Source organism: Pseudomonas sp. BC42, assembly GCF_021560055.1.
In the GTDB taxonomy this organism is placed as follows: Bacteria; Pseudomonadota; Gammaproteobacteria; order Pseudomonadales; family Pseudomonadaceae; genus Aquipseudomonas.
Genome location: NZ_CP091067.1, coordinates 4,074,159 through 4,098,723 on the forward strand (window position 1 = coordinate 4,074,159; position 24,565 = coordinate 4,098,723).

The window sequence follows — 24,565 nt, forward strand, 5'->3', positions numbered from 1 at the left end:
GCCTTTTCGCAGCCTCGCAGGCTCGGCAGCGGCTACAGGGATTGCGGGGATCGGAGGGCTTCGTGTAGCCGCTGCCGTAGGCTGCGAACGAGCGGCACGCTCGCGGCGTTCTTGAGGCCAGCAGAGGGTTGGCAAGAGATCGCCAGGCAAGGCCCTGCGGGCCTTTTCGCAGCCTCGCAGGCTCGGCAGCGGCTACAGGGATTGCAGGGATCGGAGGGCTTCGTGTAGCCGCTGCCGCAGGCTGCGAACGAGCGGTACGCTCGCGGCGCTCTTGAGGCCACCAGAGGGTTGGCAAGAGATCGCCAGGCAAGGCCCTGCGGGCCTTTTCGCAGCCTCGCAGGCTCGGCAGCGGCTACAAGACAGCAGGACGGCAGGACAGCTAGCAGTTTCGTGAACACCCATGCCCGTCAGAGGCAGATGAAAAACCGTGAGGCCAAAACCGTGATCAAGACCTTGAACCACTTGCCCCACCCGACCCTGGACGGCGCCACCCTCGCCGGTCATTTCAGCGATCTGGCGCCACCGCTCAACGCCCGCCAGGCCCATCTGGAAGCCTCGCGCTGCCTGTATTGCTACGACGCGCCCTGCGTCAACGCCTGCCCCAGCGAGATCGACATTCCTTCGTTCATCCGCAATATCCACACCGACAACGTCCAGGGCGCGGCGCAGAAGATTCTCTCGGCCAACATCCTCGGCGGCAGTTGCGCCCGGGTCTGCCCCACCGAGATCCTCTGCCAGCAGGCCTGCGTGCGCAACAACGCCCAGGAATGCGCGCCGGTGCTGATCGGCCTGCTGCAGCGCTATGCCCTGGACAACGCGCACTTCACCGAGCACCCGTTCCAGCGCGCCGCGCCCACCGGCAAGCGCATCGCCGTGGTCGGCGCCGGCCCGGCGGGCTTGTCCTGCGCCCACCGCTGCGCCCTGCACGGTCATGAGGTGGTGGTGTTCGAAGCCCGGGAAAAAGCCGGTGGCCTCAACGAATACGGGATCGCCAAGTACAAGCTGGTGGATGACTTCGCTCAGCAGGAGTTGGAGTTCCTGCTGGGCATTGGCGGCATCGAGATCCGCCACGGGCACAAACTCGGCGACAACCTGAGCCTGACCCAACTGCATCAGGAGTTCGATGCGGTGTTCCTCGGCCTCGGGCTGGCCGCCAGCAAGCAGCTGGGGCTGGAGCATGAAGACGCCCCCGGGCTGCTGGCCGCCACCGACTACATCCGCGAGCTGCGCCAGGCCGACGACCTCGGCCAACTGCCCCTGGCCGACCGCTGCATCGTCCTCGGCGCCGGCAACACCGCCATCGACATGGCGGTGCAGATGGCCCGCCTCGGCGCCCGGGACGTCAACCTGGTGTACCGCCGGGGCGTCGAGGACATGGGCGCCACCGGGCACGAACAAGAGATCGCCAAGGCCAATCAGGTGCGCCTGCTGACCTGGGCCGCGCCGCAACAGGTGCTGCTGGATGATCAGGGCCGGGTGCGCGGCATGCGCTTCGCTCGCACCCGAATGCTGGAGGGACGTTTGCAACACACCGGGGAAACCTTCGAGCTGGCGGCCGACGCGATCTTCAAGGCCATCGGCCAGTCGTTCGACGACGGCGCCCTGGCCGATCCTCTGGCGCGGGAACTGCAGCGTTGCGGGGAACGTATCCAGGTGGACGAACAGCTGCGCACCAGCATTCCCGGGGTCTACGCCGGCGGCGATTGCGTCAGCCTCGGCCAGGACCTGACGGTGCAGGCGGTACAACACGGCAAGCTGGCCGCAGAAGCCATGCATGCCCAACTCATGCTCAATGTGGAGGCTGCGTAAATGGCCGATCTATCGATTGTCTTTGCCGGTATCAAGGCGCCCAACCCGTTCTGGCTGGCCTCCGCACCGCCCACCGACAAGGCCTACAACGTGGTTCGTGCGTTCGAGGCCGGCTGGGGCGGTGTGGTCTGGAAAACCCTGGGTGAGGACCCGGCGGCGGTCAACGTGTCGTCGCGTTATTCGGCGCATTTCGGACCGAACCGCGAGGTCATGGGCATCAACAACATCGAGCTGATCACCGACCGCTCCCTGGAGATCAACCTCAAGGAAATCACCCAGGTGAAGAAGGACTGGCCAGACCGGGCGCTGATCGTGTCGCTGATGGTGCCCTGCGTCGAGGAATCCTGGAAAGCCATCCTGCCCCTGGTGGAAGCCACCGGCGCCGACGGCATCGAGCTGAACTTCGGCTGCCCCCACGGCATGCCGGAACGCGGCATGGGCGCGGCGGTGGGCCAGGTGCCGGAGTACGTCGAGCAGGTGACCCGCTGGTGCAAGACCTACTGCTCGCTGCCGGTGATCGTCAAGCTGACGCCCAACATCACCGACATCCGCATGGCCGCCCGCGCCGCCCACCGCGGCGGAGCGGATGCGGTGTCGTTGATCAACACCATCAACTCCATCACCAGCGTCGACCTGGAGCGCATGGTGGCCCATCCGATGGTGGGCAGCCAGAGCACCCACGGCGGCTACTGCGGCTCGGCGGTCAAGCCGATTGCCCTGAACATGGTGGCCGAGATTGCCCGCGACCCGCAGACTCGCGGCCTGCCGATCTGCGGTATTGGCGGCATCGGCAGCTGGCGCGATGCGGCGGAGTTCGTGGCCCTGGGCTGCGGCGCAGTGCAGGTGTGTACGGCGGCGATGCTGCATGGCTTTCGCATCGTCGACGAGATGAAGGACGGCCTGTCGCGGTGGATGGACAGCCAGGGCTACCACAGCCTGCAGGACTTCTCCGGGCGCGCGGTAGGCAACACCACCGACTGGAAGTACCTGGACATCAACTATCAGGTGATCGCAAAAATTGACCAGGAGGCGTGCATTGGTTGCGGCCGTTGTCATATCGCCTGCGAAGACACCTCACACCAGGCAATTGCCAGCATCCGCCAGGCCGACGGCACCCACACCTATCAAGTGATCGACGACGAATGCGTGGGCTGCAACCTGTGCCAGATCACCTGCCCGGTGCAGGACTGCATCGAAATGGTGCCCCAGGACACCGGCAAACCCTTCCTCGACTGGCAGCACGACCCGCGCAACCCCTACCGCGAAGCCGTGTAACACCGCACCACTTGTAGCCGCTGCCGCAGGCTGCGAACGAGCGGTACGCTCGCGGCGTTCTTGAGGCCAACAGAGGATTGGCGGACGATCGCCAAGCAAGGCCCTGCGGGCCTTTTCGCAGCCTCGCAGGCTCGGCAGCGGCTACAGGAATTGCGGAGGGCCGGGGGGGTCGTGTGGCCGCTGCTGTTGCTCAGGGCTCCAGGCCAATGCCGCGCAGGATGACGCTGGTGACGGTCTGTACCGCCCGTTCGAATTGCAGGTCCGACAGCGGCTGGTGGTCGTTGAGGATCATCACCTGGTGGTCGAAGTCGGCGTAATGCTGGGTCGAGGCCCAGATCATGTACAGCAGGCTCGACGGTTCCACGGGCATGATTCGTCCAGCCTCGACCCATTGGCGGATCTTGGCTTCCTTCATCTTCGCCCAGTCGTACAGGCTGGCATCCAGCGCCGCGCCCAGGGTCGGCGCGCCATGGATGATTTCGTTGGCCCAGACCTTGGAGCCATAGGGCCGGCTGCGCGAGTGCTGCATCTTGGCGCGGATGTAGCTGCTGAGCACCACCCGCGGGTCGTCGAACATCTCGAAGCACAGGGCGTCCTGTTTCCACACGTCCAGCAGGTCCATGAGCACGGCGCTGTACAGCTCGTTCTTGGTGCTGAAGTAGTAATGCAGGTTGGAACGCGGCAGTTGCACTTCTTCGGCGATGTCGGCCATGGCGGTCCCGGCATAGCCTTTTTCAGCGAAGATTTTCTCGGCCGCCAGGAGGATCTTTTCCACGTTGCTGCGACGAATCTCGATCTTGTGATTGCCCATGAGGGCTCCTACGAAAACAGTCTGCGGCAAGACTAGCATTCGCCCGAGTCTTGCGGGGGCTGTCAGGGCCGCGACATTGCGCGCCGCCGATGGGTCTTTCGCCGCCCGGCCGGATTGAGTAGGATCGGCCTCCCGCTCATTTGCAGCAGCCACTGCGGTGCTCCGTCCAGGCGTTAACTCGCGACACGGGCATACAGGTCTCTGCCCGAATGCCGGCCCTGCCCCACCGCCGGCCATCTGTCCTGTTACTGATGGAACACACTCATGACGATTCGCCCTCGCGTCGCTGCGGACGACGCCCTGCTGACCGCGCTCTGGGAGCGTTCGGTCCGCGCCACCCATGACTTCATTGCTGAAGACGACATCCAGCGCCTGTACCCGCTGGTCCGCGACAGCTACCTGCCGGCCCTTGAGACCTGGGTCTTCGAAAACCCCGACGCCAGCCCCGCAGGCTTTATCGCCACCAGCGACAACACCGTACAGATGCTGTTCATCGAACCGGCCCAACGCGGCCAGGGCATCGGTCGAACGCTTCTGGATCACGTTCGCCGTCCCGGCCTCAAGGTCGACGTCAATGAACAGAACCCACCGGCCCACGGTTTCTATCGTCACTACGGCTTCGTCGACTGCGGCCGCTCGGAAACCGATGGCGAAGGCCGGCCTTTTCCGATCATCCATATGCAGCTGCAAGCTCGTTGAGCGGCTGCCCTTTCTTCAAGGTAACCCTGTTATGTCCCTGAAAAACCTGTTCACCACCACCGCCCTGCTCGCCTCCCTGCTGGGCGCCTCCTCAGTATTCGCCCACGCCCATCTGAAAAGCTCGAACCCGGCGGCCGACAGCAGCGTGGTTGCGCCCAACGAACTGCGCCTGGTGTTCACCGAAGGCGTGGAAGCGGCCTTCACTCAAGTGACGATCAGCAAGGACGGTGCGCCCCTCGAATTGAAAAGCCTGGCCACCGAAGGCGCGGACAAGAAGACCCTGGTGGTCACCCCGGCCGCCACGCCGCTGCGTGCCGGCAAGTACCAGGTGCAATGGCACGCGGTGTCGGTGGACACCCACAAGAGCGAAGGCAGCTACAGCTTCAAGGTGAGCCCGTAAGCCGTGGCGTCATGGCTGGTGCTGTGCCGCTTCGTGCACTTTGTGGTGGTGCTGATCCTGGTGGGTGCCTGGGTGTTTCGCCCGCTGTTGCTGGGCCGTGATTCAGCACAGAACGGCCATGGCGCCGTGCATCGACAGCTCGATCGGCTCAGCCGCTGGTTGACGCTGATCGGTCTTTGCAGCGGCCTGTGCTGGCTGTTGCTGATCACCGCCAGCATGGCCGGTTCCTGGTCGGCGGCGCTGGACCCGGCGACCGTGCAATTGGTGCTGGGCAAGACCTTCTTCGGTCAGGTCTGGACCTGGCATCTGCTGCTCAATCTGCTGTTGCTGGGGCTGCTACTGACGCCGCTGGGTCGGCGCCTGCCGCTGCAACTGGGGCTCGGTGCCCTGCTCCTGGCCACCCTGGCTCCGGTGGGTCACGGCGCCATGCTCGATGGGCTGCAGGGGCAGATGCTGATCCTCAATCAGATCGTGCATTTAAGCTGTGTCGCCATCTGGTTGGGGGGCTTGCTGGTGTTGTTGCTGGTGTTGCGCCAACCCGCGGGGCTGTCTGTCGAGCCCTTGTTGAGGCGCTTCAGCGGCGTGGGTTATGGCCTGGTCAGCGGCTTGCTGCTAACCGGCCTGATCAACGTGCGAGTGCTCACCGGACAGTGGTGGCCGACGCCATTGTTCAGCGGCTTTGCCCTGATCCTGCTGATCAAGGTGCTGCTGGTGGCGGGCATGCTCGGGCTGGCGCTGTTCAACCGCCTGCGCATCCGCGGCTGCGACCTGCGCCTGTCGAGCCTGCGCAGCAGCGTGCAGCTGGAATGGCTGCTGGGTGTGGCCGCCGTGGCCGCCGTCTCGTTACTGGGCACCTTGCCGCCGATGCAGGCGGCATGACCTCCCGCGCACCGCGCCCCTGTAGCCGCTGCCGCAGGCTGCGAAAAGGTCCGCAGGACCTTCAGCGATCTCAAGGCCTTCCCCTCCTGGTCTGGAGCATTGCGGTGGAGCGCCATCCTTGGCGCCTGCTGCGCAGCCGGTCGCAGCCTGCGGCAGCGGCTACAGAGGATCCGCGGCAAGAGGGGTCAAGGCGTGACGGAGGTGTCGATGCTGACCACCACCGATAACCCTGGCCGCAACCGCTCCAACTCCGGCTGATCCGGGTCGACGCTGATGCGCACCGGGACGCGCTGGGCAATCTTGACGAAGTTGCCGGTGGCGTTGTCGGCCTGCAACAAGGCGAATTCGGAACCGGTGGCCGGGGAAATCCGCTGCACCTTGCCGGTGAATCTGCGGTGGTTCAGGGCGTCCACGGTGAAGCTCACCGGCTGCCCGACCCGGACGTTGTCCATCTGGGTTTCCTTCATGTTGGCAATCACCCACAACTGGTTCGGCACCAGGGCCATCAGTTGCGCGCCGGAGTTGACGTAGGCCCCCAGGCGCACGCCGATCTGCCCCAGCTGGCCATCCCGCGGGGCGAGGATGCGGGTGTTGGACAGGTCGATGCGCGCCAGTTCCACCGCGGCCTCGGCGCTGGCCACCGCCGCTTCCAGGGAGCCGCGGTTGACGACCACGCTCTGCAGGTCCTGGCGGGCGATGTCCAGTTGCGCCTGGGCCTGAGCCACGGCGGCCAGGGTCTGGGCATGGGCGGCGCGGGTCACGTCCAGCTCACGCTGGGACACCGAACCGTCGGCGATCAGCGCCTGGTTGCGTTGCAGGTCGGCTGTGCTCTTGCGCGCCTGGGCCTGGCTGTCGACCAGGGCGGCCTGGCGCAGCTTGATCGTGGCTTCGGCGCTGTTGCGCTGCTGCAGGGCGTTGGCCAGGGCGGCCTTCTGCACCGCCAGTTGCGCCAGGGACTGGTCCAGGCGCTGGCGGTAGATGCGGTCGTCGAGGCGCACCAGCAGATCGCCGGCCTTGACCTGCTGGAAGTCCTGCACCGGCACCTCGAACACATAGCCGCTGAGCTGCGGGCCGATGATGGTCACCTGCCCCCGCACTAGGGCGTTCTCGGTGCTTTCGATGGCGCTGGAGAACGGCGGCAACTGCCAGGCGTAGAGCACGATCAGCACGCCGACGATGGCAATGGCGGCAAAGCCCAGGGACGAGAGGACGCGCACCGCCAGCGGGCGCGGCTCGGTGGCGGGCATGCTCGGCGGGCCGCCGGACTCCGGAGTCGAGGCGATGGCGTTGGTGGTGGGGTTGACGGTTTCGCTCATGAACTTGGGGCACCACTTTGTTGAACGGGAGCCGTGGGCGCGACCGCTCGGGTCGTGCTCATCAGCCACAGGCTGCGGATGAAGATCCAGAGCATGGTCAGCACGGCAATCACCGCGATCAGCATGAATACATCGTTATAGGCCAGCACGTTGGCCTCGCGGGTAGCGGCGCTGGCCAGGCTGCGAATGCCTTGCAGGGTGCGCAGGTCCGGGTCGGCGATGACCTTGCCGTAGGCCACGCCGCCGCTCTGCACCCGGGCCAGGACCTGGGGATCGAGCAGGGTCAACTGATCGACGATATGGCTGGAATGGTACTTCTCGCGCACGATCTGGAAGGTCCCGAGCAAGGCCGAGCCGATCAGCCCGCCGAGGTTCTGGCAGATGCCGAACAGCACCGAGAAACTCACCAGGTTGCGCGGATTGGTCAGCACGTTGCGGGTGCCCAGGACCATGGTCGGGCCGAGAAAGAAGGTGCCGCCGAAGGCCAGCAGGAACTGGCTCAGGTACATGTTGGCCGGGCGCGTGAGGTTGCTGGAGAAGCTGTCCATCACCGAGCCCACGGCCATCAGCGCCAGGGAAATCACCAGCGGCATCAGCAGGTGCGCCGGGTTGATGGTCAGGGCGCTGGTGGCCAGCCCGGCGACGCTGCCCAGCAGCATCACCCCGTAGAGCAGGCGCATCTGCTCGCTGCTCATGTTCAGCGCCTGGAGAAAACCCACGGCGCCGGTGGACTGCTCGGACAACACCATGCGAATCAGGATCACCGCCAGCCCCAGGCGGATCATCGCCCCGCTGCCCAGCCAGCGGGTCATCAGCATCGGGTTGCTGCGGTTATGTTCGATGCACAGCCCGGCCAGGATCAGCACGATGGAGCCGGCGCTGGCGTAGCCGATCCACGGCGCTTCCAGCCACCAGTCGATGCGCCCCAGCGATAGCACCGCGCACAGCAGGGCAACGCCTGTGGCCAGCAAAGCGAAGGTCAGGAAGTCGAGTTTCTCGAAGGTGCGAAAACGATCCCCCGGCGGCAGCTTGAGCAGGAACACGCAGCCCAGGGAGGTCAGCGCCAGGCCCAGTTCGAACAGGTACAGGCCGCGCCATTCGGCGATCTGCAGCAGGTCCTCGGAAAACAGCCGGGCCAGGGGCAAGGCCAGCTGCGAAGTGCCGAGCCCCAGCACCAGGGCCTTGAGCCGCCATTTCGCCGGAAAGGCCTGGACCATGTAGTACAGGCCCAGGGAACTGAGCGCCGCGCCGACCATGCCGTGGGCCGCGCGCACGGCGATGGCCGAACTCAGGTCGTTGACGAACAGGTGGCCGAAGGTCACCAGGGCGTAGAGCACCAGGAACACTTCGGTGAAGGCACGCAGGCCGAACTGCTGGCGAAACTTCACCAGCAGTAGGTTCATCGACACGTTGGTCATCACGTAGGCGGCCGGCAGCCAGGCCATTTCCGCGGTGGTCGCCCCCAGCGCCCCTTGCAGGTACGGCAGGTTGGCGATCACCAGCGAGTTGCCCAGGCCGCCGGTAATCGCCACCAGCAAACCCACCAGGGCGTAGGCCAGGCGCTTGTGGCGGGGGTGCAGCGGTGTCGAGGGCGAGCCGGGCAGGCTGGGCTTTTCGTGGGGCTGCCAGTTGCGCGGGGCGTAGTGATCCATGCCGTGACCTTGTGCTGTGCCGAGCGCTGTTGCAGCGCCGGACGATGTTCCCGGTGGTCCGGCAGTGTGCCGGAAAATCCCGCGATCCAGGCAGCAGCGCTGCCCGCCGGATGAATTTTATTTTATGGCGCTGGCGCCGGTGGTCTTTTTTCGCAATCCTGCACTCGCCGGCGCCGCTCCAACCTGGCGCCGCCTGCACTCGCCCACCGGAGCCCGCATGCCGCTGAACCTTCTCAACATGCCGCTGAACTTTCTAAACATGCCGCTGAACTTTCTCAAGATGCACGCCAATGGCGACGACTTCGTGCTGATCGATGCCCGTGGCCGCGACAACCCGATCAGCGCCGAACGGGCCCGGGCCCTGGGGGATCGTCGGCGCGGCATCGGTTTCAATCAATTGGTGGTGCTGGGCGATTGCCAGGAGAGCGCGGCGCAACTGACCTTCTTCAACGCCGATGGTTCCAGCCTGGCTACCTGCGGCAGCGCGACTCGCGGCGCCGCCGACCTGCTGCTGAACGAAAGCGGGGCCACCTCGGTGCTGGTGAAAACCGCCCGCGGTCTGCAGCACTGCCTGCGCCTTGAGGATCAGTCGGTGTCCGTGGAAATGGGCCGACCATCGTTCGACTGGCGGGACGTCCCCCTGGCCCGAGAGCTGGACAGCCTGCACCTGCCGCTGCCAGGAACACCGGCGGCATGCAGCATGGGCAACCCCCATTGCAGTTTTTTCGTCGACGATCTGGAGCAACTGGACGTGGCCGCCCTGGGTCCCACGATCGAGAGCGACCCGCTGTTTCCACACAAGACCAATGTGCACTTCATCCAGGTGATCGACCGCCAGACCATCCGCCTGCGCATCTGGGAGCGCCATGGCGCCATCCCCCTGGGCTCCGGTTCCTGTTCCTGCGCGGCGGCGGTCAATGGCATCCGTCGCGGCTTGCTCGACAGCCCGGTGCGGGTGCTGTGCGACGGCGGGCCGGTGACGGTGAGCTGGGACGGCCAGGGCAAGGTGCGCCTGGCCGGCAGCGTGACCCGGGTGTTCAGCGGGTCACTGTGAAGGGCTCTACATCCAGCCCAGCCACTTCCACCAGGTCAGGGCGAACACCAGCATCAGCAGGTAGCCGATCAGCGTCACCAGCAGCCCGACCTTGGCGAACTGCCGGGCATTGAAGGTCTCGGTACCCAGGCAGACCATGTTCTGCGGCGCGTTGATCGGCAGGATGAAACCGTAGCTGACGACAAAGCCCAGGAGCATGGTCATGCCCAGGCGGCTGAACTCGCCCGGCAGGGTTTGCAGCACGGCGATCAGGATCGGCAGCAGCGCCGAAGTCAGTGCCGTGGCACTGGCGAACCCCAGGTGAATGAGGATCAGGAACGCCGCGAGAATCGCGAACACCGCCAACGGCCCGACCTGGTCCAGCCCGGTATGGGCCACCACCTGCCCGCCCAGCCATTGCCCGGCCTGAGTGCTGAGCAACGCCGACCCCAGGCTGATGCCGACCCCGAAGACAATCACCGTGCCCCAGGGAATGCGCGACTGCACGTCCTTCCAGGTCATGATGCCGACTCGCGGCAACAGCAGGATTACCAGCCCGGCGTAGGTGGTGGTCGTGGTGTCGAAGGGGTGCAGCTTGCCTTCGGTGGACCAGGCCAAAAGCAGCAGCAGCGACACCGCCAGCAGGCGCTTCTGCGGCCCGGTCATGGGCCCGATGTCCACCAGGGACTGGGCCACCGCCTCCTTGCCGCCAGGAATGCTGTCGGTTTCCGGCGGCAGCAGTTTGAGCACCAGCCACAGCAGCACCAGGGACATGATCAGCGCCCAGGGCGCGCCGGCGATCAGCCAGTCGAGCCAGGCCACGCGCTGGCCGAGCATCTTGTCCATGAAGCCCACGGTCAGCAGGTTCTGCGCCGCGGCGGTCTGGATCCCGACGTTCCAGATGCTGGTGCCCTGGGCCACGACGATCATCAGCCCGGCGGCGATATTGGAGCGCTTGTCGACGCCGAAGGCGGCAATCACCCCCATCATGATCGGCACCACGCAGGCACTGCGCGCCGTGGCGCTGGGCACCAGCAGGCTGAGGAGGATGGTCACGGCGATGGCGCCGAGGAGGATGCGTCGGGTGCTGGTGCCGACCCGGGTCAGGGTCACCAGGGCGATGCGCCGGTCGAGGCCGGTGTGGGTCATGGCGGCGGCGATGAACAAAGCGCCGGCCACCAGGGCCAGGGCCGAGTTGGAAAACCCGGTGAGGGCCAGGCTGATGGCCGCCGAGCTGCCATAGAGTTGGGTCGGGTCCTGCAGGGTCGGCGCGGTGCCGATCAGGAAGGCCATCAGCGCGGTGATCATGATGGCGCTGGCCTCGTAGGACACCGCCTCGCTGATCCACACCACCACGGCAAATGCCAGGATCGCCAGCATCCGCTGGCCGGCCACCGGCAGGTCGGCGGGCAACGGCAACAGCAGCACGGCGACCAGCGCCAGTACGCCGATCAACAGCCCGACGGGCAAGCGCGCCCGAGCCTCGGAGGTTTGACTGACAGGGGAGTTCATGTGCGGGGTATTCCTTCTCCGGTTGGGCCTGTGCAGCATGCCGGTTTCTGCGGCAAACGGCCTTGATAGAGGTCAAGTCGGGCGGCCCGCGAGCCCTCTAGACTGCCGCAAAGACGCCTGCACAAGCACCTCGCCCGCACTGATCGAATGCCTGAGAAATCCAAAAAAAAAAGAAGCACTCTTTTACATTTCTACAGATTTTTCACTTCAATGAGATCAGATTGGCATCAGGGCGACAGGGAGTCGAAGTATCAGTCGTATCACTCCAAAAAAGCAGGTGCCTTATGGTGACAAGAAACATGAAACTGACCTTGCGAGCGCTGCTCAGCTTCGGCTCGATCTGCGTTTTACTGGTAGGCCTGGGAGGGTTGTCCCTGTGGAAGATGGGACAGATCCATGATGCCGCGATCGACCTGCAAACCAACTGGCTGCCCAGCGTGCGACAAGCCACGCTGATCGAATCCAGCACCCTGCGCCTGCGTCTGGAAACGCTGCATTTCATCACCGAGAACAACGGCGAGAAAACCGCTTCGCGGGCACGTCTCGATGCCCTCAAGGACAACCTGAACCAGGCCATCAAGGACTATGCCGTGCTGGTTTCCAGCCCTCAGGAACAAGACATCTACGAGCGCGTGCGCAGTGGCGCCCAAGCCTATCTGGACAAGTTCGCGGTGCTGATGGAGAGCAGCAAGACCAGCACTTCGGAGGAAGCGGTCAACTATGCCAACCAGGTCACGGTGCCCCTGGCCAACACCCTGCAGACCAGCATCGATGAGCTGATCAAGCTCAACGAACGTGGCGCCGCCCAATCAGGCACCGACGCCGGAGCCCAGTTCAGCACCGGGCTGACCGTGACCAGCGTGATCATCGTCCTGGCCATCGTGCTCACCGCCCTGATCGCCCTGTTCTTCACCCGCAGCATCATCCTGCCGGTGCAGACCCTGCTGGCGACCACGCGAAAAATCGCCGAGGGCGATCTGCGCACCCAGGTGGAAGTCAGCGGCCAGGACGAACTCACCGAGCTGCAGACCGCCACCCGGGCCATGCTCGACAGCCTGAAGTCGACCATCCGCCACATTGCCGATTCCTCCACTCAACTGGCCTCGGCCGCCGAGGAAATGAGCGCCATCACCCGCGAGTCCAACGCTGGTATCCAGCAACAGAGCATGGAGACCGAACAGGCCGCCACCGCGGTCAACGAGATGACCGCCGCCGTTGAGGAAGTGGCGCGCAACGCGGTGTCCGCCTCGCAATCGACCCAGGAATCCGAGCGCTCCGCCGGGCTGGGCAAGGAGCGGGTCGAGCAGACCATCCACTCCATCGAGAAGCTCACCGGCACGGTGGAAAACACCCGGGTGGAAATGGCCGGCCTGGCGCAACAGGCCCAGGACATCACCAAGGTCCTGGACGTGATCCGCGCCATTGCCGAGCAGACCAACCTGCTGGCCCTGAACGCCGCCATCGAGGCCGCCCGGGCCGGCGAGCAAGGCCGCGGCTTTGCCGTGGTGGCCGATGAAGTGCGCGCCCTGGCCCACCGCACCCAGCTTTCGACCCAGGAAATCGAGCAGATGATCCAGGGCATCCAGAGCGGGTCGAACAAGGCCATGCTGTCCATGCAACAGAGCAGCGAGGACGCCAGCCAGACCCTGGCCATCGCCCATGAAGCCGGCTCGGCCATCGGCCACATCACCCAGGCCATCAGCCACATCAACGAACGCAACCTGATGATCGCCACCGCCTCGGAGGAACAGGCCCAGGTGGCGCGCTCGGTGGATCAGAACCTGATGAGCATCCGCGACCTGTCGGTGCAGAGCTCGTCCGCCGCCAGCCAGACCTCCATCGCCAGCAGTGAACTGTCGAACCTGGCGATGGGTCTGAACAAGCTGGTGGCACGCTTCTCCCTGTGAGACGGGCCCAAGCCCGTATAGAAGTCAGGTAGAACAAGCGCTGGCGTGCTTCGCCGCTGATCGGTTCGGCAGGAACCTTTCAGCGGCGACCAGCCGGTGCCCTGAAATGGAGTGCTGGTCATGCTGAAACAAATCTCCATCCACCAGCTGCAAATGGGCATGTACATCCATCAATTCTGTGGTTCCTGGCTGGACCACTCGTTCTGGAAAGCCGGCTTCGTCCTCGACAACCGTGACGACCTGCAACGCCTGCAACGCTCCAACCTGAGCAGCCTGTGGATCGACACCGCCAAGGGTCGCGACCTGCCCGAAGCCAGTTCGACGCCAGCGCCAGGCGCCCCGCCACTGCCACCGCTACAACCGGCCAGCACGAGCACACCCCGGGTGAGCATGGACGAGGAAGTCCAACGCGCGATCAAGCTCTGCGCCGAATCGCGCAAGGCGGTGATGGCGATGTTCCAGGAAGTGCGCATGGGCCAGGCCCTGGAGATGCAGCAAGCCGAGGAACTGGTGGTGCAGTTGGGCGAGTCGCTGCTGCGCCATCCCGATGCGCTGATCAGCCTGGCGCGCCTGAAGAGCGCCGATGACTACACCTACATGCATTCAGTGGCGGTGTGCGCGTTGATGCTGGCCACCGCCCGCCAGCTGGGCCTGTCGGAGGACTACATCCGCCTGGCGGGGATTGCCGGGCTGCTGCATGACGTGGGCAAGCTGACCATCCCCGACAGCATCCTCAACAAGCCGCAAAAACTCTCGGACAGCGAATTCGAACAGGTCAAGCTGCACCCCGAAGCCGGTGGCGCGATCCTGCGGCAAAGTCCTGACGTGGATGCGCTGGTGCTCGATGTGTGCCTGCATCACCACGAGAAAGCCGACGGCTCCGGCTATCCGCACCGGCTGGCGGGCAACCAGATCAGCCTGTTCGCGCAGATGGGCGCGGTGTGCGATGTGTACGACGCGGTGACCTCCAATCGCCCCTACAACCGAGGCTGGGACCCGGCCGAGGCGATCCAGCGCATGTCCACCTGGAAAGGCCACTTCGACCAGCGGGTGTTCCAGGCCTTCGTCAAGAGCGTGGGCATCTATCCGGTGGGCGCCCTGGTGCGCCTGGAAAGCGGACGCCTGGCGGTGGTGATCGAACAGAACCCCAAGTCGTTGCTCACGCCCAAGGTCCGGGTGTTCTTCTCCACCCGCTCCAACCTGCCCCTGGAGCAGAGCGTGGTCGACCTGGCCAAGGTCCAGGGCCAGGAGCGCATCCTGGCCCGCGAAGCCCCGCAAGACTGGGAGTTCAAGAACCTGGAGCGGCTCTGGAACCCGCTCCCGGCCTGAACCTCAGGTACCCAGGGTCAGGCCGTTGGCCGGCAGCGGCAGCGCGGTCTTGTAGCGCACCTGCTTGAGGGCGAAGCTGGAGCGGATGTTGGCCACCCCGGGCACCTTGGTCAGAAAGTCCATCATGAAGCGTTCCAGGGACTGGATGGTCGGCACCAGCACCCGGATCAGGTAATCCGGGTCGCCGGCCATCAGGTAGCACTCCATGACTTCCGGGCGATCGGCAATGGCTTCTTCGAAGTGCTGCAAGGCCTCCTCCACCTGCTTCTCCAGGCTGACGTGAATGAACACGTTGACGTGCAGCCCCAAGAGGTCGGCATCCAGCAGGGTCACCTGCTCGCGGATCAGTCCCAACTCCTCCATGGCCTTGACCCGGTTGAAGCACGGCGTGGGCGAAAGATTCACCGAACGGGCCAGGTCGGCGTTGGTGATGCGGGCATTCTCCTGAAGACTGTTGAGAATGCCGATGTCGGTACGGTCCAGTTTACGCATGAGATAAAACAACCTTTTTTTTATGTTTATGCAGATTTTTTATCTGCAAATAATCTCAAGCGCAATGAAACAGAGATAAATATTCTCCTTCGCCCGGCCTATGATGTTTGTAGGACAAGATTTCTTTTACCCAGAGAATGACTGTCAGCTAGCGCGCCCAATTACAAGAAATCCACAAGATCGAGCGTAGAAAGCCATGACCACCGCGTATGAACCGCTACGCCTGCACGTTCCCGAACCCTCGGGCCGTCCCGGCTGCAAGACCGACTTCACCTACCTGCGTCTGAACGATGCCGGCCTGGCCCGCAAACCCCCTATCGATATCGAACCTGCCGAATGCGCCGACCTGGCCCGCGGCCTGATTCGCGTGCTCGACGACCAGGGCAACGCCCTGGGCGACTGGGCCGCGGACATGCCGCTGGAGATCCTGCGCAAGGGCATGCGCGCCATGCTCAAGACGCGGATCTTCGACAACCGCATGGTGGTCGCCCAACGGCAGAAGAAGATGTCCTTCTACATGCAGAGCCTGGGCGAGGAAGCCATTGGCAGCGCCCAGGCCCTGGCCCTGAACATCGACGACATGTGCTTCCCCACCTACCGCCAGCAGAGCATCCTGATGGCCCGGGAAGTGCCGCTGGTGGAAATGATCTGCCAACTGTTGTCCAACGAGCGCGATCCGCTCAAGGGGCGCCAGCTGCCGATCATGTACTCGGTGAAGGAATCCGGCTTTTTCACCATCTCCGGCAACCTGGCGACCCAGTTCGTGCAGGGCGTGGGCTGGGGCATGGCCTCGGCGATCAAGGGCGATACCAAGATCGCCTCGGCCTGGATCGGCGACGGCGCCACCGCCGAGTCGGACTTCCACACCGCCCTGACCTTCGCCCACGTGTACCGCGCGCCGGTGATCCTCAACGTGGTCAACAACCAGTGGGCCATCTCCACCTTCCAGGCGATTGCCGGCGGTGAAGCCACCACCTTCGCCGGACGCGGCGTGGGCTGCGGCATCGCCTCCCTGCGGGTCGACGGCAACGACTTCCTCGCGGTCTACGCCGCCTCGCGCTGGGCCGCCGAACGCGCCCGGCGCAACCTCGGGCCGACCCTGATCGAGTGGGTCACCTACCGCGCCGGCCCGCACTCCACCTCCGACGACCCGTCGAAATACCGTCCGGCCGACGACTGGAGCCACTTCCCCCTGGGCGACCCGATTGCCCGCCTCAAGCAGCACCTGATCAAGATCGGCCAGTGGTCCGAAGAGGAACACGCCGCGGTCAGCGCCGAGCTCGAAGCCCAGGTGATTGCCGCGCAGAAGGAAGCCGAGCAGTACGGCACCCTCGCCGGCGGCCAGATCCCCAGCGCCGCGACCATGTTCGAGGACGTCTACAAGGACATGCCCGAGCACCTGAAACGTCAACGCCAGGAACTGGGGGTCTGACATGAACGATCACAACAACAATATCCAGCTGGAAACCGCCATGACCACCACCACCATGACCATGATCCAGGCCCTGCGCTCGGCCATGGATGTGATGCTCGAGCGTGACGACAACGTGGTGGTGTTCGGCCAGGACGTCGGCTACTTCGGCGGCGTGTTCCGCTGCACCGAGGGCCTGCAGGCCAAGTACGGCACCTCGCGGGTGTTCGACGCACCGATCTCGGAAAGCGGCATCGTCGGCGCGGCCATCGGCATGGGCGCCTACGGCCTGCGTCCGGTGGCGGAAATCCAGTTCGCCGACTACGTCTACCCCGCCTCGGACCAGATCATTTCCGAAGCCGCGCGCCTGCGCTATCGCTCCGCCGGCCAGTTCACCGCGCCGATGACCCTGCGCATGCCCTGCGGCGGCGGCATCTATGGCGGCCAGACCCACAGCCAGAGCATCGAGGCGATGTTCACCCAGGTCTGCGGCCTGCGCACCGTGATGCCCTCCAACCCCTACGACGCCAAGGGCCTGCTGATCGCCTCCATCGAAAACGATGACCCGGTGATCTTTCTCGAACCCAAGCGCCTGTACAACGGCCCGTTCGATGGCCACCACGACCGCCCGGTAACGCCGTGGTCGAAACACCCGGCGGCCCAGGTGCCGGACGGCTACTACAAGGTGCCGCTGGACGTGGCGGCCATCGCCCGTCCGGGCAAGGACGTCACCGTCCTCACCTACGGCACCACCGTCTATGTGTCGCAAGTGGCGGCCGAGGAAACCGGCATTGACGCCGAGGTCATCGACCTGCGCAGCCTGTGGCCCCTGGACCTGGACACCATCGTCAAGTCGGTGAAAAAGACCGGCCGTTGCGTGGTGGTGCACGAAGCCACCCGTACCTGCGGCTTCGGCGCCGAGCTGGTGTCGCTGGTGCAGGAACACTGCTTCCACCACCTGGAAGCCCCGATCGAGCGCGTCACCGGTTGGGATACGCCGTATCCCCACGCGCAGGAGTGGGCATATTTCCCAGGGCCGTCCCGAGTGGGCGCGGCACTGCAACGGGTCATGGAGGTCTGAATGGGCACGCACGTTATCAAGATGCCGGACATCGGCGAAGGCATCGCGGAAGTGGAACTGGCGCAATGGCACGTAAAAGTCGGCGACCAGGTGGTGGAAGATCAGGTCCTGGCGGACGTGATGACCGACAAGGCCATGGTGGACATCCCCTCCCCGGTGCACGGCACGGTCATTTCCCTGGGGGGCGAACCCGGTGAAGTGATGGCGGTGGGCAGCATCCTCATCAGCATCGAAGTCGAAGGCGCGGGCAACCTCAAGGAATCCGCCCAGGCCGCCGCGCCGGTGCAACAAGCGCCGGCCGCTATTAATAAGCCGGCTGCCGCGCCAGTGGCCGAAGCCCCCAAGGCGGAACAAGCCGTCGTCAGCCAAACAGCCGCCTGCCGCCCTGCGCCCCAGGCGCCGGTGGCGCGCCAGGCCGACGAACGCCCCCTGGCCTCGCCCGCGGTGCGCAAGCACGCCCTGGACCTGGGCATCCAGCTACGCCTGGTCCAAGGCAGCGGCCCAGCCGGGCGCATCCTGCACGAAGACCTGGAGGCCTACCTGGCCCAGGACAGCCAGCCGCTCAAGGGCTATTCGGCCCCAGGCGCCGGCTATGCCGAACGCCACGACGAAGAGCAGATCCAGGTGATCGGCATGCGCCGCAAGATCGCCCAGCGCATGCAGGAATCCAAGCACCGCGCCGCGCACTTCAGCTATGTCGAGGAAGTGGACGTCACCGCCCTGGAAGAGCTGCGCATCCACCTCAATGAAAAACACGGCGCCAGCCGCGGCAAGCTGACCCTACTGCCGTTCCTGGTACGGGCCATGGTCGTCGCCCTGCGCGACTTCCCGCAGATCAACGCGCGCTACGACGATGAAGCCCAGGTCATCACCCGCCACGGCGCGGTGCATGTCGGGGTCGCCACCCAGAGCGACGTCGGCCTGATGGTGCCGGTGGTACGTCACGCCGAAGCCCGCAGCCTGTGGGGCAACGCCGAGGAAATCTCGCGCCTGGCCAAGGCGGCCCGCAGCGGCAAGGCGGCCCGGGATGAACTGTCCGGCTCCACCATCACCCTCACCAGCCTCGGCGCCCTGGGCGGGATCGTCAGCACCCCGGTGCTGAACCTGCCGGAAGTGGCGATTGTCGGGGTCAACCGCATCGTCGAGCGGCCGATGGTGATCAAGGGCCAGATCGTGATCCGCAAGATGATGAACCTTTCCAGCTCCTTCGATCACCGGGTGGTCGACGGCATGGACGCTGCGCAATTCATCCAGGCCATTCGCGGCCTGCTCGAACAACCCGCCACGCTGTTTGTGGACTGACTTTCAGAGGAGCAGGCATGCAACAGACTCTCAACACCCAACTGCTGATCATCGGCGGCGGGCCTGGCGGTTACGTGGCGGCGATCCGTGCCGGCCAGCTGGGCATTTCCACCATCCTGGTGGAAGGCCAGGCCCTGGGCGGCACCTGCCTGAACATCGGCTGCATCCCGTCCAAGGCGCTGATTCATGTGGCCGAGCAGTTCCACCAGACCCGCCACCACAGCCAGGGCTCGGCCCTGGGCATCGAAGTGGCGGCGCCAACCCTGAACATCGGCAAGAGCGTGGAATGGAAGGACGGCATCGTCGACCGCCTGACCACCGGGGTCGCCGCGCTGCTGAAGAAAAACAAGGTCCAGGTGATTCACGGCTGGGCCAGGGTCATCGACGGCAAGACCGTGGAGATCGAAGGCGCCGAGACTCGCATCCACTGCGAGCACCTGTTGCTAGCCACCGGTTCGAAGAGCGTCAACCTGCCGATGCTGCCCATCGGCGGGCCGATCATCTCCTCCACCGAGGCCCTGGCGCCCAAGACCCTGCCCAAGCGCCTGACCGTGGTCGGCGGCGGCTACATCGGCCTGGAGCTGGGCATCGCCTATCGCAAGCTCGGGGTCGAGGTCAGCGTGGTCGAGGCCCAGGAGCGCATCCTGCCGGCCTACGACGCCGAGTTGACCCAGCCGGTGCTGGAGTCGGTGAAGCAGTTGGGGATCAAGCTCTACCTCAAGCACAGCGTGCTGGGCTTCGATGCCGCCAGCAGCAGCCTGCAGGTGCGCGAGCCCAACGGCGACACCCTGAACCTGGCCACCGACCAGGTACTAGTGGCGGTGGGTCGCAAACCCAACACCCAGGGCTGGAACCTGGAAAGCCTGAACCTGGACATGAACGGCGCGGCGATCAAGATCGACCACCGCTGCCAGACCAGCATGCGCAACGTCTGGGCCATCGGTGACCTCAGCGGCGAACCCATGCTCGCGCACCGGGCCATGGCCCAGGGCGAGATGGTCGCCGAGCTGATCGCCGGCAAGCACCGCGAGTTCAACCCGGCGGCGATCCCGGCGGTGTGTTTCACCGACCCGGAACTGGTGGTGGTGGGCAAGACTCCGGACGAGGCCCGCGCTGCCGGGCTGGATTGCATCGTCAGCAGCTTCCCGTTCGCGGCCAATGGCCGGGCCATGACCCTGGAAGCCAAAAGCGGTTTCGTGCGGGTGGTGGCCCGAAGTGACAATCACCTGATTGTCGGCTGGCAGGCGGTGGGGGTCGGGGTGTCCGAATTGTCCACGGCGTTTGGCCAATCCCTGGAAATGGGCGCGCGCCTGGAAGACATCGGCGGCACCATCCACGCCCACCCGACCCTGGGTGAAGCGGTCCAGGAAGCGGCGCTGCGGGCCTTGGGCCACGCCCTGCACCTGTAACCATTCAAGGGGCACACAGGACAGCGCCCAGGTAGGAGCGAGCTTGCTCGCGAAAGAGCTGGCGGGGATAGCCAAGCGTTCGCGCCGGGACCTTCGCGAGCAAGCTCGCTCCTACAGGGGGTATGGGGCTGTTATGGAGGAAGCTTCATGAGCAGGCCAAGTTTTTTGCGCACCCTCCCATCGTCCGGGATGCGGTGCGCCCCCGGAATGCAGTATTGTTGTGCCCATCCAAAAAAACGTCAGAAGCCTTGAGCCGTTCCGACGGTTGTTAAGCGATAGAGGGTGTCATGGGTAACGAAAGCATCAATTGGGACAAGCTGGGTTTTGACTACATCAAGACAGACAAGCGCTATCTGTCGCACTGGCGTAACGGCGAGTGGGACGCAGGCACCCTGACCGAAGACAACGTGCTGCACATCAGCGAGGGCTCCACCGCCCTGCACTACGGTCAGCAATGCTTCGAAGGCCTCAAGGCCTACCGCTGCAAGGACGGCTCGATCAACCTGTTCCGTCCCGACCAGAACGCCGCGCGCATGCAGCGCAGCTGCGCCCGCCTGCTGATGCCGCAGGTGTCCACCGAACAGTTCATCGAAGCCTGCAAGGCCGTGGTCAAGGCCAACGAGCGCTTCATTCCGCCGTACGGCACCGGCGGCGCGCTGTACCTGCGTCCGTTCGTGATCGGCGTGGGTGACAACATCGGCGTGCGCACCGCGCCCGAGTTCATCTTCTCGATCTTCGCCATCCCGGTCGGCGCCTACTTCAAGGGCGGCCTGACTCCGCACAACTTCCTGATCTCCAGCTACGACCGCGCGGCCCCGCAAGGCACCGGCGCGGCCAAGGTCGGTGGCAACTACGCCGCCAGCCTGATGCCCGGCTCCCAGGCCAAGAAAGCCAGCTTCGCCGACTGCATCTACCTCGACCCGCTGACCCACAGCAAGATCGAGGAAGTCGGTTCGGCGAACTTCTTCGGCATCACCCACGATGACAAATTCGTCACCCCCAACTCGCCGTCGGTGCTGCCGGGTATCACCCGCCTGTCGCTGATCGAGCTGGCCAAGACCCGCCTGGGCCTGGAAGTGGTCGAAGGCGACGTGTTCATCGACAAGCTCTCGGACTTCAAGGAAGCCGGCGCCTGCGGCACCGCCGCGGTGATCACGCCGATCGGCGGCATCCAGTACCAGGACAAGCTGCACGTGTTCTACAGCGAAAAAGACGTCGGCCCGATCACCCAGAAGCTCTACAAAGAGCTGACCGGCGTGCAGACCGGCGACGTTGAAGCGCCAGCGGGCTGGATCGTCAAGGTCTGATTCGTCCCCTGCTGCACCCCAGCCCGCCCCTGCTTGCCAGGGGCGGGCTTTTTCATGCCTGGAGCCTGCTGGGGCTCCCCCCTCAGAGGCTGATACCGAACGACATCAGCACCTGTTGCGTTCCATCCACCACCAGCAGTGCAGCCCGGGACGCCATCAAGGTGTAGAGAAAACTCGTGATCAGCACAAAGAGTTCGAACCAGACGAACATCGGCCAGTTGCTGGCTCGCAGCGGTCGGCCCTGCATGAGCCACTCCATTCGATTGCGTGGCAGGTGATAAACAAGTTCGAAAATCTTCAGCTCGCGAAACTGCTTGATCACCGCGTGTATCACCCCCATCGCAGTGACTATCGCGATACACCAGAACACAACGAACTCAACCCCTTTGTTCCCGTACCCGCCAAGACTGACTGCCTGTTGAAAAAAGGCGAGGCCGACCCCCGATACCACAGGCCCAACTACCCAGGCGTAAATCACCAACCCCAGGCTGGCCATGGCCACACCACTGGCAAAGACACTGATGCGAACCACCCAGGCCAGGAACCCGGGGGAAAACTTCGAATAGGCCCTCTGGGTCTCGATCACCAGCAAGGGGATCAGCATGGTCAGCACTCCAACCGCGATGTCCACGACCTTGAACCCGGTCTTGGGCAGCAGCAGCGCCGCCAGGAAGGTCACGCCGCGGCTGCCCACCCGCCACATCATCTTGGCGTCGTTAGTCACTGCCTTCGACCAGAACTCCTCGGTAATGCCCTTGCCGTCATCCACACCGTCATCCATTGACTGCCTGCCTCATTGTTCAAAGCCGCGCATTGTCAGGGAAGGCCCTGGCGTCTGCCCAGCGCTATCACTGCGCACCTGACCGATCCGCTTGCCTGGCCGCGCTGCCACCTGGCTGGCCTGGCCGTCGCGCTGCTTGCCGTGGCGCGCTTCGCTGATCAGCGCCGGAATCAGCGGCCCCTCCGGCAGGTGCTTCCAGAACCGGGTCGGCAAATGCCCCTGCATGACCTTGGGGTTGAGCCGCGCCGGGTTGAAGATGTGGCTGTAATAGGCCAGCCACAGCTCGCTGCCGGGGTCGTCGCCGGCCTGGGCCAGTTGCTGCCAGCCACGGGGGCACTGGCGCTGGTGGTGCAGTTGCTCGCCGTCGAAGTACACCCCGTCCCGGGGCGTGGCAATCATCCAGCGGTGGCGCCCCATGCGCCCGATGAAGTGCCGGCTGGCGTGGGCCAGGATGTCGTGGGCCGGCTCGTGCCAGGCCACGTATTCGGGTTGCTCGGCCAGGCGCGAGCGGCCCTCGGGCAGCCGGACAAATCGCACGAAGGCATGCAGGTGATGGGCCTCGCGGTCCACCTGCTTGATCCGCCGCTGCAACTCGCTGCCCAGTTGATCGCCGCTGAGCATGGCCGTGCGGTCGCCATGGCTGACCCGCCACAGCACCTCGTAGAGCAGGCTCCAGCGCTGCTCGCCGCGGTAGCAGGCGGCTCGCTGCAACAGCTCCAGCAGGGCCTGGGGAATGCGCGCGCGAAAGGGCCCCGGCTGTTCGGGGCAACTCTCGTCGCTGGCGAACAGGTCGGCCTCCCGGGTCCCGGCCCAGCTGACCCGGCTCGGGTCGATGGAGTGGCTGAGCAGCCAGCGTGCCTGCTGGCGCCAGGTGTCGAACAGGTCGTCGCAATCCAGGCTGATCATCCCCAGAGCCCCATCTGCTGTGGTTGCGGCCGGTCCCGCAGTTGCTGATAGAGCAGCGCGCTGCTGGTTTCCGCCTGCTGCGGGTGATAGTCGCTGGTGATGAAGAACGGCTTGGCCTTGCTCAGCACGCAGCGCATGCGCGCCAGGTCCTCGAAGCGGATGCGCCGCTCGCGGCGCAGTTCCACCAGGCGCTGGGTGGTGCGCAGGCCGATCCCCGGAATACGCGATATCAGCGCCGGTTCGGCGCGGTTCAGGTCCAGGGGAAACAGGCTGCGGTTGTCCAGGGCCCAGGCCAGCTTGGGGTCGATATCCAGGGCCAGGTGCCCCGGTCCCTTGAAGAGTTCGTTGGCGCTGAAGCCATAGCCGCGCAGCAGGAAGTCGGCCTGGTACAGGCGGTGCTCGCGCATCAGCGGCGGCGCGGCCAGGGGCACGCTTTTCGGGCTGTCGGGAATCGGGCTGAACGCCGAGTAATAGACCCGGCGCAGGCGGAAGTTGCCGTACAGCGACTCGGCGCTGTGGAGGATGGTGCTGTCATCGGTGTCGTCGGCACCGACGATCATCTGGGTGCTCTGCCCGGCGGGGGCGAAACGCGGCGCCCGGGGTTCGTTGAGCACGGTCTGCTCGCCGGTATAGATGGTGCCCATGGCCTGCTTGATCGAACCCAGGTGTTTTTCCGGGGCCAGGGCCTTGAGGCCCTGGTCGGTGGGCAATTCGACATTGACGCTGAGGCGGTCGGCATAGCGCCCGGCTTGCTCGATCAGCAGCGGGTCGGCGTCGGGGATGGTCTTGAGGTGGATATAGCCGCGAAACTCGTGCTCCTCGCGCAGCAGCCGGGCCACCCGCACCAGTTGCTCCATGGTGTAGTCCGCCGAGCGGATGATGCCGGAGCTGAGGAACAGCCCGCTGACGCAATTGCGCCGGTAGAAATCCAGGGTCAGGCGCACCACTTCCTCGGGGCTGAAGCGTGCCCGGGGCACATCGCTGGAGCGGCGGTTGACGCAGTACTGGCAGTCATACAGGCAGAAGTTGGTCAGCAGCACCTTGAGCAGCGAGACGCAACGCCCGTCCGGCGTGTAGCTGTGGCAGATGCCCATGCCATTGCTCGAGCCCAACCCGCTTCGGCCTTCCGAGCTGCGCTTGGGCGCGCCGCTGCTGGCGCAGGAAGCGTCGTACTTGGCGGCGTCGGCGAGGATGCTCAGCTTGTCGATCAATTGCATGGCAAGGCCCTGATACTGTTTTTATATACAGTACAGA

21 protein-coding genes are annotated in these 24,565 nt (G+C 65.0%); 13 read left to right on the top strand and 8 right to left on the bottom strand.

Going from position 1 to position 24,565, the window contains the following annotated elements; genetic code table 11:
• Positions 1 to 441 precede the first annotated feature (441 nt).
• Together L1O02_RS18105 and preA are read left to right on the top strand one after the other, a co-directional pair.
• On the top strand, positions 442 to 1,809 hold the full coding sequence (locus L1O02_RS18105) for an NAD(P)-dependent oxidoreductase (protein WP_108544031.1): 1,368 nt from the start codon (positions 442 to 444) through the stop codon (positions 1,807 to 1,809).
• Positions 1,810 to 3,084, top strand: coding sequence for an NAD-dependent dihydropyrimidine dehydrogenase subunit PreA (gene preA / locus L1O02_RS18110; RefSeq protein ID WP_108543106.1), 1,275 nt, complete (start codon positions 1,810 to 1,812; stop codon positions 3,082 to 3,084).
• 190 nt (positions 3,085 to 3,274) lie between these two features.
• On the opposite strand, the gene L1O02_RS18115 is transcribed toward preA, so the two are convergent.
• Positions 3,275 to 3,895, bottom strand: a complete 621-nt coding sequence (locus L1O02_RS18115) for a TetR/AcrR family transcriptional regulator (RefSeq protein WP_060843316.1) — start codon at positions 3,893 to 3,895, stop codon at positions 3,275 to 3,277.
• A 264-nt stretch (positions 3,896 to 4,159) separates the two neighbouring features.
• On the opposite strand from L1O02_RS18115, the gene L1O02_RS18120 reads away from it, so the two are divergent.
• Genes L1O02_RS18120 through copD form a run of 3 tightly spaced genes read left to right on the top strand, consistent with a single transcriptional unit; the run spans position 4,160 to position 5,873 of the window.
• A complete protein-coding gene (locus L1O02_RS18120; protein WP_108543104.1) occupies positions 4,160 to 4,594 on the top strand; it encodes a GNAT family N-acetyltransferase in 435 nt (144 codons plus the stop codon).
• 31 nt (positions 4,595 to 4,625) lie between these two features.
• Positions 4,626 to 4,994 carry a copper homeostasis periplasmic binding protein CopC gene (gene copC / locus L1O02_RS18125; protein ID WP_108543102.1) on the top strand — a complete coding sequence of 123 codons (369 nt, stop codon included), beginning with the start codon at positions 4,626 to 4,628 and terminating at the stop codon, positions 4,992 to 4,994.
• 3 nt (positions 4,995 to 4,997) lie between these two features.
• A complete protein-coding gene (copD, locus tag L1O02_RS18130) occupies positions 4,998 to 5,873 on the top strand; it encodes a copper homeostasis membrane protein CopD (RefSeq protein WP_108543100.1) in 876 nt (291 codons plus the stop codon).
• 185 nt (positions 5,874 to 6,058) lie between these two features.
• On the opposite strand, the gene L1O02_RS18135 is transcribed toward copD, so the two are convergent.
• Together L1O02_RS18135 and L1O02_RS18140 are read right to left on the bottom strand one after the other, a co-directional pair.
• The gene (locus tag L1O02_RS18135; protein ID WP_108543098.1) at positions 6,059 to 7,189 is read right to left on the bottom strand and encodes an HlyD family secretion protein; all 1,131 of its coding nucleotides are present in this window, start codon (positions 7,187 to 7,189) and stop codon (positions 6,059 to 6,061) included.
• Positions 7,186 to 8,841 carry an MFS transporter gene (locus L1O02_RS18140; protein ID WP_108543096.1) on the bottom strand — a complete coding sequence of 552 codons (1,656 nt, stop codon included), beginning with the start codon at positions 8,839 to 8,841 and terminating at the stop codon, positions 7,186 to 7,188. The genes L1O02_RS18135 and L1O02_RS18140 overlap by 4 nt, the downstream gene beginning before the upstream one ends.
• 259 nt (positions 8,842 to 9,100) lie before the next feature.
• Here L1O02_RS18140 and dapF point away from each other — a divergent pair, with 259 nt between their 5' ends.
• On the top strand, positions 9,101 to 9,895 hold the full coding sequence (dapF, locus tag L1O02_RS18145) for a diaminopimelate epimerase (RefSeq protein WP_108544029.1): 795 nt from the start codon (positions 9,101 to 9,103) through the stop codon (positions 9,893 to 9,895).
• A gap of 6 nt (positions 9,896 to 9,901) precedes the next feature.
• Here dapF and L1O02_RS18150 read toward each other — a convergent pair whose 3' ends face one another.
• Positions 9,902 to 11,386, bottom strand: a complete 1,485-nt coding sequence (locus tag L1O02_RS18150) for a DASS family sodium-coupled anion symporter (RefSeq protein WP_060843310.1) — start codon at positions 11,384 to 11,386, stop codon at positions 9,902 to 9,904.
• 284 nt (positions 11,387 to 11,670) lie between these two features.
• Between L1O02_RS18150 and L1O02_RS18155 the strand changes: the two genes are divergently transcribed.
• Positions 11,671 to 13,293, top strand: a complete 1,623-nt coding sequence (locus L1O02_RS18155; protein ID WP_060838850.1) for a methyl-accepting chemotaxis protein — start codon at positions 11,671 to 11,673, stop codon at positions 13,291 to 13,293.
• Positions 13,294 to 13,413: 120 nt separating this feature from the next.
• Positions 13,414 to 14,622, top strand: a complete 1,209-nt coding sequence (locus tag L1O02_RS18160; RefSeq protein WP_108543094.1) for an HD-GYP domain-containing protein — start codon at positions 13,414 to 13,416, stop codon at positions 14,620 to 14,622.
• Positions 14,623 to 14,625: 3 nt separating this feature from the next.
• Here L1O02_RS18160 and bkdR read toward each other — a convergent pair whose 3' ends face one another.
• Positions 14,626 to 15,114 (bottom strand): Bkd operon transcriptional regulator BkdR, encoded by a 489-nt coding sequence (bkdR, locus tag L1O02_RS18165; protein ID WP_060838848.1) that lies wholly within the window; start codon positions 15,112 to 15,114, stop codon positions 14,626 to 14,628.
• Between the two features lie 196 nt (positions 15,115 to 15,310).
• Here bkdR and L1O02_RS18170 point away from each other — a divergent pair, with 196 nt between their 5' ends.
• The 5 genes from L1O02_RS18170 to L1O02_RS18190 all read left to right on the top strand — a co-directional run bounded on the left by L1O02_RS18170 (position 15,311) and on the right by L1O02_RS18190 (position 21,624).
• Positions 15,311 to 16,546: a 3-methyl-2-oxobutanoate dehydrogenase (2-methylpropanoyl-transferring) subunit alpha gene (locus L1O02_RS18170; RefSeq protein WP_060838847.1), complete on the top strand. Its 1,236-nt coding sequence runs from the start codon at positions 15,311 to 15,313 to the stop codon at positions 16,544 to 16,546.
• Between the two features lies 1 nt (position 16,547).
• Positions 16,548 to 17,606: an alpha-ketoacid dehydrogenase subunit beta gene (locus L1O02_RS18175; protein WP_047303847.1), complete on the top strand. Its 1,059-nt coding sequence runs from the start codon at positions 16,548 to 16,550 to the stop codon at positions 17,604 to 17,606.
• Entirely contained in the window at positions 17,607 to 18,908 is a 1,302-nt protein-coding gene (locus L1O02_RS18180; protein ID WP_060843307.1) for a dihydrolipoamide acetyltransferase family protein, read from the top strand.
• Positions 18,909 to 18,925: 17 nt separating this feature from the next.
• Positions 18,926 to 20,317 carry a dihydrolipoyl dehydrogenase gene (gene lpdA / locus L1O02_RS18185; protein WP_108543090.1) on the top strand — a complete coding sequence of 464 codons (1,392 nt, stop codon included), beginning with the start codon at positions 18,926 to 18,928 and terminating at the stop codon, positions 20,315 to 20,317.
• Positions 20,318 to 20,604: 287 nt separating this feature from the next.
• Positions 20,605 to 21,624, top strand: coding sequence for a branched-chain amino acid aminotransferase (locus L1O02_RS18190; protein ID WP_015635266.1), 1,020 nt, complete (start codon positions 20,605 to 20,607; stop codon positions 21,622 to 21,624).
• An 82-nt stretch (positions 21,625 to 21,706) separates the two neighbouring features.
• On the opposite strand, the gene L1O02_RS18195 is transcribed toward L1O02_RS18190, so the two are convergent.
• From L1O02_RS18195 to L1O02_RS18205, 3 genes are read right to left on the bottom strand one after another with little or no spacing between them, the layout of a single operon-like run.
• Positions 21,707 to 22,405: a hypothetical protein gene (locus L1O02_RS18195; RefSeq protein WP_235758443.1), complete on the bottom strand. Its 699-nt coding sequence runs from the start codon at positions 22,403 to 22,405 to the stop codon at positions 21,707 to 21,709.
• A gap of 12 nt (positions 22,406 to 22,417) precedes the next feature.
• Positions 22,418 to 23,311, bottom strand: coding sequence for a TIGR03915 family putative DNA repair protein (locus L1O02_RS18200; protein WP_108543086.1), 894 nt, complete (start codon positions 23,309 to 23,311; stop codon positions 22,418 to 22,420).
• Positions 23,308 to 24,528, bottom strand: a complete 1,221-nt coding sequence (locus L1O02_RS18205) for a putative DNA modification/repair radical SAM protein (RefSeq protein ID WP_060838842.1) — start codon at positions 24,526 to 24,528, stop codon at positions 23,308 to 23,310. Before L1O02_RS18205 ends, L1O02_RS18200 begins: the two co-directional genes overlap by 4 nt.
• Between the last annotated feature and the right edge of the window lie 37 nt (positions 24,529 to 24,565).